Here is a 17,567-nt window from a genome sequence, read left to right as displayed (position 1 = left end):
GGGTCAGAACCTGTTTGGCGGATGGATATTCAGCCGAGACACAGTGGGCGACGTGCACGAACGGGGCCCAAACGAGCGCTGTAGCGGCGCTACCGGGCGAGTGCCGAACCCGTTCTGCGCTGGGAACGCAGTGACCGAGTGGTCCCCGGGCTGCACGAGATCCGCGAAGTCGCAGGCCATAGACAGTCCGCCAAACAGGTTCTCAAGGTTGAACCTGAAAGGCTGGAAGGTCACGAGACGGAATCGGTCTTCCCCGAGGCCGAACAGAGGGCCCGTATCATGAGGGTTGCATCCGTCTGAGGGTTCCTCCTCTGCGTCCGAACGGACTCGTCCTGCCCGCAACCTTCAGCAGCGGTCTGGTGGATGGATGAGAAGCTGAGACGCGCGAAGCTGCGTGTCGCCCACTCTCCCGCCCTCACTGTATGCTCCACATGTCGAAGTCGCGGCCAGTGAGCGTCCGGAGCGCTTCAACGTCGGGGCCGAAGGTCTCTTCCAGTCGCGTCCGCACGGCCGGTGCTACCCTGGGGCGGGACACTCGTTCACCCGGACGCCAGTGGAATGGCAGATACAGCCGCAGGCGGTCCTTAATGTGCTGAGGCACCCGACGCGAGAGCCAGCGGTACCATGGCCCCCGTTTCTTTTTGGCCGCCGACGGATTGAACCGGCGCCCGGTCCGTCGATTTTCAAACGCGGCATCGACCCCAAGGAACCGGTATATTCGCTGGAGGGTCTCCGTCGGGGCCGCCCGTAAATCCTCCGTCGTGCACACCAGAAGATTGGCCTCGCCAAACCGGTCGAGGTACGGCTGAAGCTGCATGTGGTAGCGGCTCGTGAGGACGTAGTTGCTGCGCTCGACGTTCGCCACCGCGGCCTCGAACGACCGTTCTTCGCGCCCTTGCTGACGGCTTCCCTGATAGTGCGAGACCGTCCGCTCGATGGGGTCCCGGACGAGGTAGATCAGCTTCACGTCCGGACAGACCGACGCGATGCGCTTGGGCACGCCGTCGAAGAGGTGCCGTTTCGTGTAGTTGGGCGAACACTCCCCGCGTGCCGGAGCATCGTCCGGAAACTGCCGGGCGTACCAGTCGCGGCCCTGCGCCCAGTTCCCGTGCTCCGCCAGAAAAAAGTCCGTCTCCTTCCGCCGCGACATTCCGACCTGTGGATGCTCTGCGAGGTAGTAGTACAGACTCGTCGTCCCGCACTTCATAGCCCCGATGACGAGGAAGGTCGGCAGCATGGTAACGGCGTGTGGCGAGTCAGGACGCGCTGAGAAGCCTCTCGTACCGGTCGACGAGGCGCTTGCCCATCGTCTCCCATCGGTATTGCGGGGCCGCGGCGCGGGCGTTCTCGGCACACTGCCGGTACCGCTCGGGATGGGCCCGCCACGTGTCGAGCACGTCGAGGACGGCGTCCGGGGCACCCGGCGGCACCACGGCGCCACACTCGTGCTCCTCCACGAAGCGCCGCCACAGCGGAAAATCCGAGCAGATGAGGGGCAGGCCATGGTGGAGGTACTCGAAGAACTTGGTAAGTAGCGATCTCGTGTGGTTGGGGTGCGGCTCGCAGAGCGCGAGTCCCACGTCGGCCCGGTGGTAGTGTGGGGGCATAGACGAGGGCGGGACGTAGGTGTCCCATCCCGTACGCTCGATGATGTCCCCAAGCCCCTCCGTCCGGATCCGCTCCTCGGCCCGGGCCCGCTGCCCCTCGCGGTGACACACGCCCACCAGTTCGATCGTCTCTGGCCGGCGGGCGCGCCGGATCCGAGCGGCGAGATCTACCATCGTGCGAAGGCCGCGGCTGTCGGAAAGGGTGCCGGTGTAGAGGAGTCGGGTCGGCGGCGGCGAGATCTCGACGGCCCCGTTCCCTGCCTCGTCCCCGATCGGGCGAAAGTAGTTGGCGATGTAAGTGTTGGGCACCGAGTGGCCCTTCAGGACCGACCGGTAGCTCTCCTCGGCGATCAGCACGTGGTCGATCCACCGGAACGCCCAGCGCTCCAGTGCCCGAAGCCCTCGCCCCAGCAGCGCGCCCTTCGCCCGGTAGTTCTCGTGCATGTCATAGACGACCGTCGCCGCGGTCGTCTGCTTCAGTAGGAAGGCGAGGGGGAGAAGCTCGGGGTCGTGGACCTGGTACAGCGCGGCGTCGAGCGCCCAAGCGGTCCGAGCTGCCTGAGGCTGGAGGGCAAAGCGGTGCCAGCGGGTCTCGGGGCGCGGAAGCGCGTGGATCGAGATGCCCTGCACCTCCTCGTCGTGCTCGTGGGGCGCAATGAGGTGCGCGTCGTACCCTGCGTCGCGGAGCGACGCCAGTTGCTTGTGGAAGATCCGCGGATCCGACGGATGATGCACCGTCGTCACGTGCACAACCCGTCGTTGAGCATTGGAAGGCATGGCCCAGTGGACACGTGCTCGCAATCAGGCGTCGCGCTTCCCCCAACCAGCGCAAGGCGTGAAGAGTGAGGCGCGGGTTCGGCGTCACGATGTACGGATCACTCGTCAACTTGCAATCCCCCGGCTCCTCCCCCAGGAAACGTCTCCACGCCCCACGGCTGTTCAGCCGGCCTCGACAAATAAGCCGTGTGCGCCTCTCGACCCGCTTCCCTACATTGTGTGCGTTGCCCAATCAACGCCCCGCTTTGCGCCCATGTTCGATGCCCTTCGTGTGCCGTCCTGGCACTCCCTGTCACGCGGGGCACTGGTATCGTTCGGCCTTCGAGTGGCGGGCGCCGGGCTCCTGTACGGACTCCACGTGGTGCTGGCGCGCTGGATGAACGCTGGGGGGTACGGGACGTACGTCTTCGCGATCAGCTGGACCAGCTTCCTCGCTCAGTTCGGCAAGCTGGGTCTCCCAAGTGCCGCACTGCGCTTTGTCCCCGAGTACCGCACGAACCAGGAGCCGGCCCTCCTGCGGGGCTTTTTGCAAACCAGCCGCGGCCTCATCCTGGCGGGCACCGGCGGTCTCGCCCTCCTGGCCACGGCCGTCGCGCTTTTCGTGCCGACCGGCGACTGGTCCCTTGCAACCCTTCTCGTCGGCTTCGCCCTCGCACCGCTGATGGGGCTCGTTTCGTTTGAGACCGAGGCACTCCGCGCGCTGGACCGCTACGCGTGGTCGTACGCCCCAAACTACGTACTGCGGCCCCTCGCCGTCGGGCTCGGCGTGGGCGTCCTCCTCTGGATCGCCGGCACTGTCTCGCCGCTCTCCGTGCTCCTCTGGACGGGCGTCGTATTTCTGATGATGGTGGGCTTGCAGCAGTGGGGGATCCGCCGCACCCTCGAGGACCGGTCGTCCTCCTCGGAGCGGTCCCCGCGCCGCTGGCTGCAAATTGCGCTCCCCCTGCTCCTGACGAGCGGCTTCCAGCTCATCCTGCGGAAGACCGATATCTTCCTGATTGGCCTGCTCGTAGGATCAGAGGAGGTGGGCATCTACTTTGCGGCGCTGCGAACGGCCCAGATTGTTACCTTCTTCTCCTTCGCCGTCGACGCCGTGGCGGCCCCGGAGGTCTCCCGCCTCTACCACGGAGACGAAGGGGACCTGCAGGACACGGTGTCGGGCCTGGCGCACTGGTACTTCTGGCCGACACTCCTCGTCGGCCTCGGGCTGGCGTTCCTCGCCACGCCGATTCTATCCCTTTTCGGGACCGCGTTCACGGCAGGCCGAGCGATCCTGATCGTTCTCGTGAGTGCGCTGGTGTTCGGCGCCGCAATGGGCCCGCAACTGTACCTGCTCAATCTTACGGGCCATGAGCGCTCCTCCGCGTACATCTTTGGCCTCTGCTCCGTGCTTAACATTGGCTTGAACTTCGTCGGCATCACCTTCTATGGAGCATTCGGGGCGGCCCTCGCCACGGCGACCACCCTGGTCGTCCGCAGCCTGTGGGTCCGGCAGCGCGTGGTAGCCCTCACGGGTGTTGCTCCCTCCATCTGGTCTGCCCTCCGCACCGATTTATCTCGAACGTAGCGTCCCGCTCATGCCTTCTCAGCCTCCCGATGTTTCGGAAGCGGTCGTGATCTGCACGCGGAACCGCCCCGAGGAACTCAGGCGGACGCTCGACAGCCTCGCGGCGTGCTCCCCCGGCACTGATCTTCTGTTGGCGGTGATTGACGCGAGCGACGCGGAGGAGCGGGCCCGCACCCGCTCGGTGGTCGACGGGTTCGATGCACTTCCGAGCGTCCACTGGCCGCACACAGACGCGCCGTCGTCGGCCCGGCAGCGCAACGCTGCGCTCGACCGCCTTCCCCCCTCCGTCGAAATCGTGCACTTCATCGACGACGACGTGACGGTGCACGACGGCTACTTCGAGGCGCTATCGGCGGTACTTCGCACGGAGCCGGAGGTAGGCGGGGTGGGAGGGATCGTCCTGGAGCCCTCCAAGGACGCTCCGTCGGCCCGCAGTGAGCGACTGCGACGTCTATTTTTCTTAGGCCACGCGGAGGGCGGGCGCGTCCTGCCGTCCGGCTGTGCCACGAGTGCCCAGCATCCTTCTCCAACCGATGCGTCTGAGCTCCGCGACACAGAATGGCTCAGTGGATGTTCGTCGTCATACCGGCGCACCCTTCTGGAGCAGCATCGCTTCGACGAGGCCCTCACAGGCTATTCGATGCTCGAAGATCTCGACCTATCGTACCGGATTCAACGGCAGGCCCGGCTTGTCGTGCAGCCCGAGGCTCGTCTTACCCACCGGCGCTCGCCGCGCAACCGGTTTGACGCCGAGCGGTACAGCTACGCTCTCACTGTGCACCGCCGCTGGTTCGTCGAGAAGCATTTTGGCGCCCTTGGCTCGCGTCTAGCATACTGGTGGAGCCTCGTCGGCCGCCTTTTTGCCATCGCCACGTCGTCGGCACACAATCGCAACGCGGCCCTTCGCGGCCTGCTCCGAGGCCTCCAGACTGTGTGGACGCGTGCCCATTCTCTACTTCACAGCGGACCCGTCGATGCGTGACCATCGTGTGCAACTTTCAGGCCCGTCACCTATGTTGCAGCAAGTGCTCGCGTATCCTATCCCCATCTTGACCCTTTCAACATGAAGTACGCCGTCATCATGGCTGGTGGCATCGGCACCCGCTTCTGGCCCGTCAGCCGCAAAGAGCACCCCAAGCAGTTCCTCGACATCTTCGGTGACGGGACGCTCATCCAGAACACCATCGCGCGGCTCCAAGGACTTATTCCCCCGGAGCGTTGTCTCGTGGTGACCCACGAGCGGTACGTGGAGAAAACGAAAAAGCAATTGCCCGCCCTGCCGGAGGAGAACATCCTCGCCGAGCCGATTAGCCGCAACACGGCTCCCTGCATCACGTACGCGGCGACCGTCCTCGCCGCCCGCGATCCGGAGGCCACGATGGCGGTCCTCCCGGCCGATCACGTGATCGGGAACGTCGAGCAGTACCACAAGACGCTCGACGTCGCCTTCGACACGGCCCGGGAGCGCGACGCCCTCGTCACCATCGGCATCGAGCCAACCTATCCGGCCACCGGGTACGGATACATCCAGTACGACGGCACCGACGAGGACGACCCCAAGCTGCGGGCGCACCCGGTGCAGACCTTCGCCGAGAAGCCCGACCCGTCCACCGCCGAGCGATTTATCGACGCCGGCGACTTTTTGTGGAACAGTGGCATGTTCATCTGGCAGGCCGATACCATCCTCGCCCAGATCGAGAGGCACCTGCCCGACGCGTACGACGCCTTCGCGCCCGTTCGGGCGGCGGAGGGAACGGCCGACGCGGAGGCGCTTACGGAGGCGTTTCGGAACAGCCCGCGCATCTCGATCGACTACGGGGTCATGGAGCAGGCCGACACTGTGTACGTGGTGCCGGGCACCTTCGACTGGAACGACGTGGGCGACTGGCGAGCCGTGTATGACCTGAGCGACAAGGACGAACTGGGCAACGTCATCGAGGGCAACGTCATCATGCAAGACTCGAGCCGGTGCTACGTGCGGGCCGGCGACCGCCTCGTGGTTCTCGTCGGCATCCACGACAAGGTGGTGGTTGACACCGACGACGCTGTCCTCGTCTGTGACCGGGAGAACGCGCAACAGGTGAAACAGGTCGTCGAGTACCTTCACGCCCACCAGTTTGACGAGTACGTGTGACGCCGTTCGTTCCTCGCTGAGTCGGGGAGTTTTCTCGTTCTGCTCTACAGTGCCCGTCCTGGAGCTCCCGGGACGGGCATTTCTCATTTCTGTGTCTAACATTTGTTTTTTCTTGGAAAAACGCGCCGAACTTCCCGGCGGAGTGTGACGTTTCGGTCACCTGATGACTTGTTAGTCAGACAGTGACGGTACAGTCACCTTTGCTCCTGCCACTTCCCCCACCGGTTCCGAATGGCCAAGCCCTCCGACTCCTCCCTGTCCCGCCGCGAGCGAGAGCGCCGCATGCGCCGCCAGGCCATGCTTCAGGCCGCCCAGTCCGTCTTTGCCGAGAAAGGCTATGAACAGGCCCCCCTCGACGAGATCGCCGAGCGGGCCGAGTTCGGGAAGGGCACCCTCTACAACTACTTCGAGGACGGAAAGGAGGGACTCCTCTTCGCCATCTTCGACGAGGTCTACGACGACCTCCACGAGATGATACGCTCGACCTTCGAGACGGCCGCATCCGGCGAGCGTTCATTTCGGGACGCCTTCCACGCCCTGGTCGAGCGGTCTTTCACGTACTACGAGGAGCGGGAAGATCTCTTTCTCATCCTGATCAAGGAGTCCCATCGCCTTTGTTTCAGCAACGACGCGGACAAGGCGGCCTACTTTCAGGAACAGCAACAGCGGATGATTGACGCGGCCACGCCCGTCGTGGAGGCCGCAATGGACGAGGGTCGGATCGCGTCGTTCCCCCCCCAATCGGTGGCCCACATGCTCCTGGAAGTCGTGCACGACCTGGTGGTGCACCGCTGCCTTGCGGAACGCGGCGCCGACAATGAGGCGATGCGTCAGTGCATGCCGGACGCGCCCCTCCTGCACGACCCCGAGGCCGCGGCCGATTTCCTGACGGCTCTCCTCTTCGATGGCCTAGAGGCCGACACCGCCCCTTCTGCGTAACTCGTCCGATTCCCTCGTCGTCCGATGGTACCTGCACCTTCCATGCATGTGTTCGATTTCGTTCCTTCGGTGCCCGCCCTCATTCTGAGCGTGTGCGCGGCCCTGCTTCTTCCCTCGACAGCGGGAGCCCAATCCGCCGGGACGAGCCAGTCCTCCGACGTCCCTCGCTCCACCGACGCGGAGCCTCTCGTTCTCACGATCAGGGAGGCCGTCCAGACGGCCCTTAAGAACAACCCGGACGTGCGCGCTGCCCAACTCGACCTCAAAGAAGCAAATGCACGGATCCAGGAAGCCTGGGGCAACCTGTACCCCTCACTCGACCTCACGGGCAGTTACACCCGCAACGTCGTCACGGCCAATCCCTTCGCTGGAAGCGACGCCGCGAGCCTCATCGGCGGCGGGGGGCAGACCGAGTGGCTCGCGTTCAATGAGCGGCAGCGGCTGGACGGCAACAAGGGCACGGATCCGATTACGTTTCCTGAATTCCAGCGGCGAGATAGCCTCGCCCTTGCCCAGTCAGGCGTTACCCTCGGTGGGGGCGGCAACCCTTTCAGCGTCGCCAACGAATTCCGGGGCGGACTGCAACTGACCCAGACGCTGTACAGCAAGCAGGCGTTCACGTCTGTAAAAGGATCCCGGGAGTTCAGGGACGTGAGTCGCTATGCCCGCAACCGGCAGGTACAGGTGGTGACGAACGAGGTGGTGAAAGCATTCTACCAGGCACTGCTGGCCCAGGAGCGGGCTCGCGTCCTCCAGAAGCGGGTGGAACGGGCGAAGAAGACCCTCCGGGAGGTCTCGACCCGTGTGAGGCGGGGCGTCATTCCGAAGGCGCAGCGGCTGGGGGCGCGCGTGGAACTTTCAAATGCACGCACGCAGCGGATTGAAGCTCGAAACGCCGCCCGCCTTGCCCGGGATCAACTCACGCGCACCATTGGCCTTTCGCCAGAGCAACCCGTCCGGCTCGAGGGCAGTCTTGAAGAGCAATACAGCAACGGCCTACAGCAGGTGTCGCTCGAGACCATCTCGATGTCGAAGGCCGTGGACCAGGCCATCAAAAACCGGCCCGACCTCAAGCGCGCCCGGCGCAACGTGGACCTCCGGGAGATTCAGACCGAGTCGAGCCGAGCGGCCTTCTATCCCCAGGTCGAGGCCGTCGCCAACTTTAGCTACTCGGGGCGCGTGCCGGACGATCGCTCGCGCATCCTCACAAGGAACCCGCAGGACCCTACGGATCCCTTCTACTACGCAGAGCAGAGCCGGGGCTTTTTCCACGACAACTTCTGGAATCCCTCGTTCAGCGTCGGGCTTCAGTTCAACTGGAACCTGTTCAGCGGCTTCCAGCGGTCGGCTCGCGTCCAGCAGGCCCAGATCAAACAGCAGCGCGCTGAGCTCCGGCGCGACCGGCTGCGCCGCGCCGTGAAGCTGGAGGTGCGCAAGGCCCTCCGCGACCTCGAAAATGCCCGCCAGCGCATCGAGACGCAGCGGGCCAACGTCCGCCGCGCAGAGCTCAATTACGACCACGTGTCGAAGCGCGTGAGCGAAGGGGTAGCGACTCAACTCAAGCTCCGAGAGGCCTCCGAGCAGCTTGACCAGAGCCGCCTCAACTACCTCCAGGCCGTGTACGACTACCTGGTCGCCCGTGCCGACCTTGAGACCGCCCTGGGCCAGCCCCTCACGCCCACCTCCAAGTCGTACCTCATGACGCGCCGATAACCCTCCCCTCTCCGTTCCTTCTCACCTCCACCGACGAGACGTTTGCTCCCATGACGATGATCTTCCGCACCATCGCCTCCTCTTTTTCCTTCCCTCGCTCTGCCTCTCTTCTTGCCTTCACGACGATGCTGATGAGCGGTCTGGTCTTCACGACCGGCTGCAGCGAGGGACAGGGGTCGAACGCCTCTGCAAAGGCCCCCGCCCAACCGAGGACACGGGTCGAGACCCTCCTCCTGAAGCCAACCTCGTTTACGGATGTCGTCAAAATGACCGGGAGCGTTGAGGCCCTCGAAGACGCGACACTCTCGGCCCAGATCGGCGGCACCGTAACGATGGTCCGCGATCGGGGCGCGCGCGTGCAGGAGGGCGAATTGGTAGCGAAAATCGACGCGGAAGAAGCGAAGGCGGCCGTCAAGCAGGCGCGGGCCCGCTATGAACTGGCCCAGGACCGCTACGAGCGCCAGAAACCGCTCTACCGCGACTCCATCATCAGTGCGCTTGAGTTCGAGCAGGTGCGGTCGGAGCGCAATCAGGCCCGTGCTGCCCTCCAACAGGCCAAGACGCGCCTGTCGCATGCTCGTCTGGAGGCTCCCTTCGCCGGGACCGTGGAGGAGCGGTTTATCGAGGTGGGGGAGCAGGCCGCCCCAGGGGGCAAGGTGGTTCGTCTCGTCAACACGCGTCGGGTGAAGGTGACTGCAGGCGTCCCCGAGCGCTACGCCAACGACATTCAGCGGGGCACCCCGGTCCAGCTTGACTTCCGGCGGTACGGCGCCGGGGTGCGCACCGCAGAGGTGTCGTTCGTCGGGAACATGATCGATCCGGAAAGCCGCACCTTCCCCATTGAGGTTACCGTGTCTAACGAGAAGAGAATTCTCAAGCCGGGGATGGGGACGACCCTTCGCGTCACCCGCGCGGTCCTCGACAGCGCGATTGTCGTTCCCCGTTCGGCCATTCTCCGGGATGAGACCGGCACGTACGTCTACGTCGTCGACCGTACCGACGAGACGCCCGTGGCCCGAAAGCAGGCGGTGGACCTCGGCCCAGAAACAGGAGGGAACGTCGTCGTGAACTCTGGGCTCACGGCGGAGGACGAGGTCATTGTCGTGGGCCAGAACAACGTGTCCCCGGGCACGCCGCTAGAGGTTGCAGACCGGTACGATCGCCCGTCGGCGTCCGGCACACCGTACGAGGGCGAGTCGTCGCTGCCCACGCCCCCGACGAACTGAGTACGGCATGAGAAATTTGGGGGGCGGACTGCGGAACTCGCCTCGCCATCGCCGAAAGCCGACTGCTGTTCCTGAGCCTCATTCTCCGCTGGTAGACACTTTGTCTCGCACGAACTGACGCTTTTACGATGAAGATCACCAATCTCTCCATCAAGTACCGCACGGCGATCGCCGTCTTCACCCTGATCCTGGCCATTGGCGGGCTGGTGAGCTACCTCACGATCCCGAAGGAGTCGAACCCGTCCATTGAGTTCCCGCAGATCGTCGTCACGTCCATCTACCCGGGGGCCAGCCCCAGCGACGTCGAGTCGACCGTGACGAAGGTCCTCGAACAGGAGATTAGCTCGATCAACGGCATCGACGAGATGCGCTCCAAGTCGGCGCAGGGCGTCTCGACGGTCATCATCGAGTTTACGCCCGACGTCAACACCGACAAGGCCTACCAGGAGGTGAACCGGGCCGTAGACCGCGCTCAGCCCGATCTGCCCGACGCCGTGGAGGAGCCCCAGGTGGACGAGATCAACACGGACCAGTTTCCGATCATGCGGGTCAACCTGGCCGCCGACTACTCCCTGGCCCGGCTGAAGGAGGTGGGAGAGGATCTTCAGGAGGAGCTCGAGGGCATCTCCAGCGTGCTGGAGGCCAACCTGACCGGCGGCCTCACCCGCGAGGTGCAGGTGAACGTGGATCTTGCGGCCCTCAAGACCCACAACGTGTCGTTCAATACCCTCATTACCACGATCCAGCAAGAGAATACGAACATCCCGGGCGGTGCCATCGAAGTCAATCGACTCAGTTACCTCGTCCGGGTGGATGGGCGCTTTGAAAATCCGTCCGAGCAGATTGAGGAACTCGTGGTGAAGACGACGCCGAACGGAGGGAACGTGCACGTGGGCGACGTGGCGAACGTGATCTTCGGATTTAAGGACCGCAAGTCCTACTCCCGATTGCGCATATTGAAACGCGAAACCGAGAGCGGCAAAACAGTCACCATTCCAGACTCGGCCCGGGAGACCTCGCCGGTGATCAGCCTGGGCATCACGAAACGGCCGGGCGCCAATATCTTGGAGACCTCCGACAAGGTGAAGGCGACCCTCGACGAGTTCTCGTTTCCAAACGGCACGGAGGTACTCATCACCAGTGACCAGAGTGAGAACGTGGAGTCCCTGGTGACGAACCTGGAAAATAACATCATCAGCGGCCTCATCTTCGTCATCGCCGTTCTCCTCTTCTTCATGGGCGTCCGGAACGCCACGCTCGTGGGCATCGCCATTCCTCTGTCGATGTTCACCAGCTTCCTCGTCTTTCAAGCCCTCGGCTATACCTTGAACTTCATCATCCTCTTCTCCCTCATCATCGCGCTGGGCATGCTGGTAGACAACGCGGTGGTGGTGATTGAAAACATCTACCGTTTCCGTGAGGAAGGCTACTCGCGCTGGGAGGCCGCACGCCTGGGCACGGCGGAGGTGGGCGGGCCCGTCGTCGCCGCCACGGCCACGACCCTATCCGCCTTTGCGCCGATGCTCTTCTGGCCGGGGATCATCGGGGAGTTCATGAGCTACCTGCCGCTCACGCTCATCATCACGCTCGCGAGTTCTCTCTTCGTCGCGCTCGTCATTAATCCGGTCGTCACAGGCTTCTTCGTGCAGGTGAAGGGGCGCGAGGACGACGAGGCGGCGTCCGAGGAGTGGCCGGCGATTGCGCGGTACGGCGGGGTGGCGCTCATTCTGCTACTCGGTGTCACGCTGGGGATCGCCAACTGGGAGACGCTCGTCGTCGTAGGAACCGCCGTTCCGGCACTCTACCTCCTCCACGTTTATGTCATGTCCCCCCTCGGCGACCGCTTCGTGGAAAGCGGCCTCCCGAATCTCATCCAGTGGTACCGCGGCTACCTGGAACGGATGCTCGAGCGCGACTACTCAGTGAACTACGCGTTCCTCCGCAACACCGGGGCCCTCGCGGCATTGGCCGGCGGGACCGTTCTCGCTGCCCTCGGCGGGGCCGTGTGGCTGGCCGCCGGGAAGATTGCCGGAATGCTCCTCCTCGTGCCCGGCGGTGTTCTGGCTGCCCTCGGCGGAATAGGGATCGTCCTCCATTCGCTCGAAAGCATCTATCTCGGGGGCTGGACGAGCGTCAAGCTCGGAGGTGCCTTTTTCGCCGTGATGTTCACCATTCTGGGCATCAGCTACGTGACAGGAAGCCTCGCTCTGCCCGCCCTCTTCAAGCTCATGGCAGCCCCAACAGGAATCGTCCTCGTGGGCCTTCTCGGCGCTCTCTTCAATACAAGGGATCGGCTCCTCCTTACGGATAGCCGGGCGGCCCTGCTGAACGGCTCCCTGGGCGGCCTCATCCTCATCGGCGGCCTCTACGTGCTCGCCCCTACCGGCCAGGCCTTCTTCCCGGACACGGACCCAAACCGCGTGCAGATTACCGCCAAGGCTCCGATCGGCACCACTCTCGAGGCGTCCAACCGTGTCGCCCAAACGATCGAGGACCGGATTCTGAGGCTACTCGAGAAGAATCCCAAGTCCGAGACCAACATCAAAAATCTTCTCCTGAACGTGGGCGTGGGGGGCGACGCTCAATTCGGGGGCGGCGCCCAGCAGCCCGAACGGTCGCGGATCTCGCTCAACATGGTGGACTACGCCAAGCGCCCTGAGCCCTCGACGCGCACCCTCAAGAAGCTCCGTGCTCAGCTGCGAGGCATTCCCGGTACCGAGATCGAATTTACCAAACAGCAGCAGGGTCCTCCCACCGGCCCTCCCGTGAACATTGAGATCTCGGGACCGAAGTTTGGCCGAATCGTCCGGATCTCGAAGGAGGTGAAGAGCAAGCTCGAGGACGCCGCTCAGAGCGGTCGTCTTCCGGGTCTGGTCGACATTACTGACAACCTGAACACCGGCCGCCCCCAAGTTCAGATTGACATAGACCGGGAGCAGGCGGCCGAGTACGGACTCTCGACGAGCCAGATCGCCCAGACGATCCGGGCGGCCATACAGGGTGTGGAGGCCGATACGTACCGCAGCAGCGAGGACGAGTACGATATCACCGTGCGGCTCCAGCAGGAAGATCGCAAGAGCCTCGAAAGCCTGACAAATCTGACCGTGACGAACCGCCGGGGCCGGCAGATCCCGCTCACCTCGGTGGCCGACATTGAGGAAAGCACCGGATTTGGGGTCATCACGCGCATCGACCAGCAGCGTGTGGTGACGGTGTCCGGCGGCGCGGCCCCTGGCTACAACGGCCCCCAGGTGCTCAATCGGGTGCAGAAGGAGCTGTCGGAGTACCGGCAGAACCTGCCCCCCGGGTACACGATGAAGTACACGGGCGGCAACGAGGAACAGCAGGAATCCTTCGGCTTCCTGACAACGGCACTGCTGATCGGGGCGTCGCTCATCTTTCTCATCATGATCATCGAGTTCAACTCGATCAGCGCCCCGTTCATCATCATGTCGGCCGTCGGGCTGAGCCTGATCGGCGTGCTTCTGGGCCTCATCCTCACACGCACGCCGTTCAACCTCTTCACCTTCATCGGCATCATCGCCCTGGCCGGCATTGTGGTGAACAACAACATTGTACTGGTCGACTACATCATGCAGTTGCGTGGGCGGGGGGCGGACAAACGAGACGCCATCATTGAGGGCGGTGCCACGCGTCTGCGCCCCGTGCTGCTCACGGCGCTGACCACGATCCTCGGCCTCGTGCCCCTCACGTTCGGCATCAACGTCGACTTCGTGGGCCTGCTCACCAACTTCGCCCCCAACTTCGAACTCGGCAGCGAGAATACGCAGTTCTGGGGCCCAATGGGCACGGCCATCATCTCGGGGCTCACCTTCGCCACCTTCCTCACACTCGTGATCGTGCCGGTGATGTACTCGGCGTTCGACTCGGTCAGTCTCCGCCTGACGCAGGCCTTCGGCGGCGAGCCCGACGACGCCTCGATCGTAAGCGATACGGTGGTGACCGAAAGCCTCCTCGACAAGGAAGTGCCGGGGAACGGAGCCCCAGCGCCCTCTGGCACCCCGTCGCCGAAACCGGAACGTCCGTCGGACACGTGAGGGAGTGTCCGGGAGGAATTCCTCGTGGCTTTCGGAACTGCGGTCTCTCTGCTCCCTCGCCCCGCAAAGCGTTTGTATCCCCCAGTAACACTGATCGAGATGGCCCAGGGAGACCGGGGACAGAGAGGCCGACGGGTCTCCGCAAACGGCGCACCCGGCTCTCTTTCCAGGGAACGTTCTTTTTCGTGTGGAACAGGGGATCCGTCTGCTCGGTCTGTACCGTCCCGAAGAAACCGAACGAGACCCTCTGCATTAGTTGTTTATCCTGCAGTAACATTGCAGTAGTCCTCAGTCGTACGAGCGACGACGGTCGGGACTTCTCGAGCCAGCCCCGACCTACTGGATTTTCTTCAGTCTCCTCCCATCCCGAATGGGCTTACTTGCTCTTTACGTTGCGCTGGCGATTGGCGTCTCCTTCCTGTGCTCGATGATGGAGGCGGTGCTCTTGAGCGTGACACCGTCGTACGTGGCGGCCCTGGAGCGTGAGGGCAGCGCCGTGGGGGAGCGACTCCACCAGTTCAAGGAGAACGTCGACCGCCCGTTGGCAGCCATCCTAAGCCTCAATACGATCGCCCACACTGTGGGCGCGGCCGGCGTCGGCGCCCAGGCAGCCATCGTCTTCGGGGAAGCATACACGGGAATCGTCGCGGCCATCCTGACCCTCCTCATTCTTGTCCTCTCGGAGATTATCCCGAAGACGCTGGGGGCCGTGTACTGGAGAACCCTGACCCCGGCGGTCGTCAACCTGCTGGTCGCGACGATCATTGTGATGTGGCCCCTAGTGAAGCTCTCTCAGGGCCTCACCCACCTGCTCTCGCGGGACGAGGACGAGACCGCCTTCAGCCGTGAGGAATTCACGGCGATGGCCGAGCTGGGCGAGGAAGAGGGCGTCTTCGAAGAGAAGGAATCCCGCATTCTGCGGAACCTCTTCCGCTTCAACTCCCTGCGGGTGAAGGATGTAATGACCCCACGGACGGTCATCTTCGACCTGCCCGAAGAGAAGACGATTGGCGACGTGGTGGAGGAGTACGATGAGTTTCGCTTCTCCCGCATCCCCGTCTACGAGGACGATCCCGACGACATCACCGGCTACGTGCTGAAGGACGAGATGCTGCTGCGAGCCGCCCAGGAAGAGTTCGACGTGACCCTGGAAGAGATGGCCCGCGACATTCTGGTGGTCCACGAGACGCTGCCCCTCCCCGATCTGCTGGAGCGCCTGCTCGACCGCCTGGAGCACATCGCACTCGTGGTGGACGAGTACGGCGGCGTGGCGGGGGTCGTCACCATGGAGGACGTCGTCGAGACGCTCCTGGGCCTGGAGATCGTAGACGAGGCCGACTCGGTAGAAGACATGCAGGCCCTGGCCCGCAAGCAGTGGTTCCAGCGGGCCCGCGAGCTGGGCATGGTTTCGGAGGAGGCCCTCGAAACGCCTGCGGCCGCCGATGCCGACGAGTTGAGCGAGACGGTCCTGCAGCAGGACCGGACGGACGACGAATCCGTCGTCGCCGCCGAAATGTCCGAGGTGGCCCGTCGGTCGTCGTCGGAATCCTCCGAGGACGAATAGCCGCTCGCCTCCGTCCCGCCCGTCCCACGTATGCCCCGCCGACCCATCGACGACCTGCCGGACGCCGCTCTCCGGCGGTTTCCTCGTCCCGACGTGCCCCCACTCGCCCAGATCGACGACGTGCACCTCATCGGCATCTGTGGCACCGGCATGGGCGCGCTGGCCGGACTCTTCAAGCAGGCTGGGATGGACGTCCGCGGGGCCGACGACGGCGTGTATCCGCCCATGAGCACCCATCTGGCCGAGCAGGGCATCCCGGTGCAGGAGGGCTACGATCCGGCCCACCTCGATCCCGCCCCGGACCTCACGGTGGTGGGCAATGCCTGCACGCCCACCCATCCGGAGGCGGCCTACGCCCGCGAGGAGCGCCTCCCCCAGCAGTCCTTCCCCGAGGCGCTGGCCCACTGCTTTCTCACCGATGCCCGGCGGCCCCTCGTCGTCACCGGCACCCACGGCAAAACGACGACGACCGGCCTGCTCGTCCACCTCCTGCGGCACGCCGGGCAGGACCCTGGGTTTCTGGTGGGCGGCGTCACGAAAAACACTGGGCAGAGCTACGCGCTGGGCTCTGACGCGCCGTTCGTGGTGGAGGGCGACGAGTACGACAGCGCCTACTTCGACAAGCGGCCGAAGTTCATGCACTACCGGCCGCAATCCGCCGTCGTCAGCTCCGTGGAGTTCGACCACGCCGACATCTTTGCCGACCGGGACGACTACCGGGGCGCCTTTGAGGACTTCGTGGGGCTGCTCAACCGGGACGGCCTGCTCGCCCTCTGCGGCGACGACCCGGACGTGCGCGCCCTCGCCGACCACACGAGCGCGACGGTCCGCACCTACGGCCTTGCCCCGAGCAACGACGTGTATGCCGACGACCGGGCGTCGACCGCGACGGGTCAGGCCTTCACGCTGCGGATGAACGGGAAAAGCGAGGACGTGCGGCTCTCCCTCCCTGGCCGCCATAACGTGGAAAATGCCCTGGCGGCGGCCCTGCTCGCCCGTCGGGAAGGCGTGTCGCTCCCCCAGATCGCGGCGGGCCTCGCCTCGTTCGAGGGCATGAAGCGGCGGCAGGAGGTGCGCGGCCGCCCCAACGACGTGCTCGTGATCGACGATTTTGCTCATCATCCCACGGCCGTCGCGGCGACCGTGGAGGCGATCCGCACCGCCCATCCCGACCGCCGGCTGATCGCCCTCTTCGAACCCCGCTCCAACACGAGCCGGCGCGCCCTCTTCCAGGCCGAGTATGGCCGGGCCTTCGACGCGGCCGACCGCGTCTTCCTCAAGGCCCCGCCGGTCCGCCACAACGACGACCCCGACGCCATGCTCGACCCTGACGCGGTGGTCCAGACGATCCGCGACCGCGGCACGCCCGCCACAACGTTCGACGACGTGAACGCCGTGCTCCCGACGCTGGTGGACATCTTCCAGCCCGGCGACGTGGCGCTCCTCATGAGCAATGGCAGCTTCGACGGCCTGCCCGAGCGCCTGCCAGCGGCGTTGGCGGGCTCAGAATAGTCTCGTTAGGATTGCACCAGGCGGAACGCGTTCAACGTTCAACTTTCGAACGTTCAACGTCGACAGATCCAAAATGGGCACTGCGGCTCGAAGGGGGCGCGCCCTCCTGATACCGTTTTGACTTCATCGTGTCGGCTCGAAAATGAACCGAAGTCGGAAGACGAGGGATGTCCAATTTTTCCGCAAACTCATAACGTTCAACGTTTTAACGTTGCAACGTTTGGCGTCTCGAACTTGCCCAAAAGGAGTAGGTCCTACTGATTCCGCCGACATTTTCCACTGAAACCCGTATGAGGACGAGCGCTATTCGTTCGCAACGCCGAGCGCCTCACTCGCCATCTCCGTCCCCTCCACCCGCGCCGCAATCTTGCGGAAGGCCGTGCGCCGGGCCGTCGTGCGGTCGTCACCGAAGGGGGAGAAGCCACAGTCGTCGGTCGTCCCGAGCCGATCGACCGGCAGGTACTCGGCCG

Annotated in this window: 12 protein-coding genes and 1 pseudogene; 9 read left to right on the top strand and 4 right to left on the bottom strand. The window is 64.4% G+C overall.

Going from position 1 to position 17,567, the window contains the following annotated elements; translation table 11 throughout:
- Positions 1–415: 415 nt before the first annotated feature.
- A complete protein-coding gene (locus tag ABEL04_RS09050; RefSeq protein ID WP_375802065.1) occupies positions 416–1,237 on the bottom strand; it encodes a sulfotransferase in 822 nt (273 codons plus the stop codon).
- Positions 1,238–1,256: 19 nt separating this feature from the next.
- Positions 1,257–2,384, bottom strand: coding sequence for a glycosyltransferase (locus ABEL04_RS09045; protein ID WP_375802064.1), 1,128 nt, complete (start codon positions 2,382–2,384; stop codon positions 1,257–1,259).
- 253 nt (positions 2,385–2,637) lie between these two features.
- Here ABEL04_RS09045 and ABEL04_RS09040 point away from each other — a divergent pair, with 253 nt between their 5' ends.
- From ABEL04_RS09040 to ABEL04_RS09020, 5 genes are all read left to right on the top strand, one after another.
- Positions 2,638–3,951, top strand: coding sequence for an oligosaccharide flippase family protein (locus ABEL04_RS09040; protein WP_375802063.1), 1,314 nt, complete (start codon positions 2,638–2,640; stop codon positions 3,949–3,951).
- A gap of 10 nt (positions 3,952–3,961) precedes the next feature.
- Positions 3,962–4,933: a glycosyltransferase family 2 protein gene (locus ABEL04_RS09035; RefSeq protein ID WP_375802062.1), complete on the top strand. Its 972-nt coding sequence runs from the start codon at positions 3,962–3,964 to the stop codon at positions 4,931–4,933.
- Between the two features lie 81 nt (positions 4,934–5,014).
- Positions 5,015–6,085 carry a mannose-1-phosphate guanylyltransferase gene (locus ABEL04_RS09030; protein ID WP_375802061.1) on the top strand — a complete coding sequence of 357 codons (1,071 nt, stop codon included), beginning with the start codon at positions 5,015–5,017 and terminating at the stop codon, positions 6,083–6,085.
- Positions 6,086–6,316: 231 nt separating this feature from the next.
- A complete protein-coding gene (locus tag ABEL04_RS09025) occupies positions 6,317–7,024 on the top strand; it encodes a TetR/AcrR family transcriptional regulator (protein WP_375802060.1) in 708 nt (235 codons plus the stop codon).
- Positions 7,025–7,093: 69 nt separating this feature from the next.
- Complete coding sequence (locus ABEL04_RS09020; protein WP_375802059.1) at positions 7,094–8,737, top strand: TolC family protein; 1,644 nt, start codon at positions 7,094–7,096, stop codon at positions 8,735–8,737.
- On the opposite strand, the gene ABEL04_RS09015 is transcribed toward ABEL04_RS09020, so the two are convergent.
- Positions 8,721–9,002 (bottom strand): hypothetical protein, encoded by a 282-nt coding sequence (locus tag ABEL04_RS09015; protein WP_375802058.1) that lies wholly within the window; start codon positions 9,000–9,002, stop codon positions 8,721–8,723. The genes ABEL04_RS09020 and ABEL04_RS09015 overlap by 17 nt on opposite strands.
- Position 9,003: 1 nt before the next feature.
- On the opposite strand from ABEL04_RS09015, the gene ABEL04_RS09010 reads away from it, so the two are divergent.
- From ABEL04_RS09010 to ABEL04_RS08995, 4 genes are all read left to right on the top strand, one after another.
- The gene (locus tag ABEL04_RS09010; RefSeq protein WP_375802057.1) at positions 9,004–9,963 is read left to right on the top strand and encodes an efflux RND transporter periplasmic adaptor subunit; all 960 of its coding nucleotides are present in this window, start codon (positions 9,004–9,006) and stop codon (positions 9,961–9,963) included.
- Positions 9,964–10,091: 128 nt separating this feature from the next.
- On the top strand, positions 10,092–14,021 hold the full coding sequence (locus tag ABEL04_RS09005) for an efflux RND transporter permease subunit (protein ID WP_375802056.1): 3,930 nt from the start codon (positions 10,092–10,094) through the stop codon (positions 14,019–14,021).
- 370 nt (positions 14,022–14,391) lie between these two features.
- Complete coding sequence (locus ABEL04_RS09000) at positions 14,392–15,585, top strand: CNNM domain-containing protein (protein WP_375802055.1); 1,194 nt, start codon at positions 14,392–14,394, stop codon at positions 15,583–15,585.
- Positions 15,586–15,615: 30 nt separating this feature from the next.
- Positions 15,616–17,097 (top strand): UDP-N-acetylmuramate--L-alanine ligase, encoded by a 1,482-nt coding sequence (locus tag ABEL04_RS08995; RefSeq protein ID WP_375802054.1) that lies wholly within the window; start codon positions 15,616–15,618, stop codon positions 17,095–17,097.
- Between the two features lie 303 nt (positions 17,098–17,400).
- Here ABEL04_RS08995 and ABEL04_RS08990 read toward each other — a convergent pair.
- A pseudogene (locus ABEL04_RS08990) lies at positions 17,401–17,567 on the bottom strand (5-methyltetrahydropteroyltriglutamate--homocysteine methyltransferase); the annotation flags it as partial.

Source organism: Salinibacter sp. (assembly GCF_042218895.1).
In the GTDB taxonomy this organism is placed as follows: Bacteria; Bacteroidota; Rhodothermia; order Rhodothermales; family Salinibacteraceae; genus Salinibacter.
The sequence above is the reverse complement of the archived record's forward strand: the minus strand, read 5'-3'. Positions and strand labels throughout refer to the sequence as shown.

Coding starts and splice junctions, on each gene's coding strand:
- ABEL04_RS09050 (WP_375802065.1), bottom strand. CDS start 1,237: ATGCTGCCGACCTTCCTCGTCATCGGGGCTATGAAGTGCGGGACGACG.
- ABEL04_RS09045 (WP_375802064.1), bottom strand. CDS start 2,384: ATGCCTTCCAATGCTCAACGACGGGTTGTGCACGTGACGACGGTGCAT.
- ABEL04_RS09040 (WP_375802063.1), top strand. CDS start 2,638: ATGTTCGATGCCCTTCGTGTGCCGTCCTGGCACTCCCTGTCACGCGGG.
- ABEL04_RS09035 (WP_375802062.1), top strand. CDS start 3,962: ATGCCTTCTCAGCCTCCCGATGTTTCGGAAGCGGTCGTGATCTGCACG.
- ABEL04_RS09030 (WP_375802061.1), top strand. CDS start 5,015: ATGAAGTACGCCGTCATCATGGCTGGTGGCATCGGCACCCGCTTCTGG.
- ABEL04_RS09025 (WP_375802060.1), top strand. CDS start 6,317: ATGGCCAAGCCCTCCGACTCCTCCCTGTCCCGCCGCGAGCGAGAGCGC.
- ABEL04_RS09010 (WP_375802057.1), top strand. CDS start 9,004: ATGACCGGGAGCGTTGAGGCCCTCGAAGACGCGACACTCTCGGCCCAG.
- ABEL04_RS09005 (WP_375802056.1), top strand. CDS start 10,092: ATGAAGATCACCAATCTCTCCATCAAGTACCGCACGGCGATCGCCGTC.
- ABEL04_RS09000 (WP_375802055.1), top strand. CDS start 14,392: ATGGGCTTACTTGCTCTTTACGTTGCGCTGGCGATTGGCGTCTCCTTC.
- ABEL04_RS08995 (WP_375802054.1), top strand. CDS start 15,616: ATGCCCCGCCGACCCATCGACGACCTGCCGGACGCCGCTCTCCGGCGG.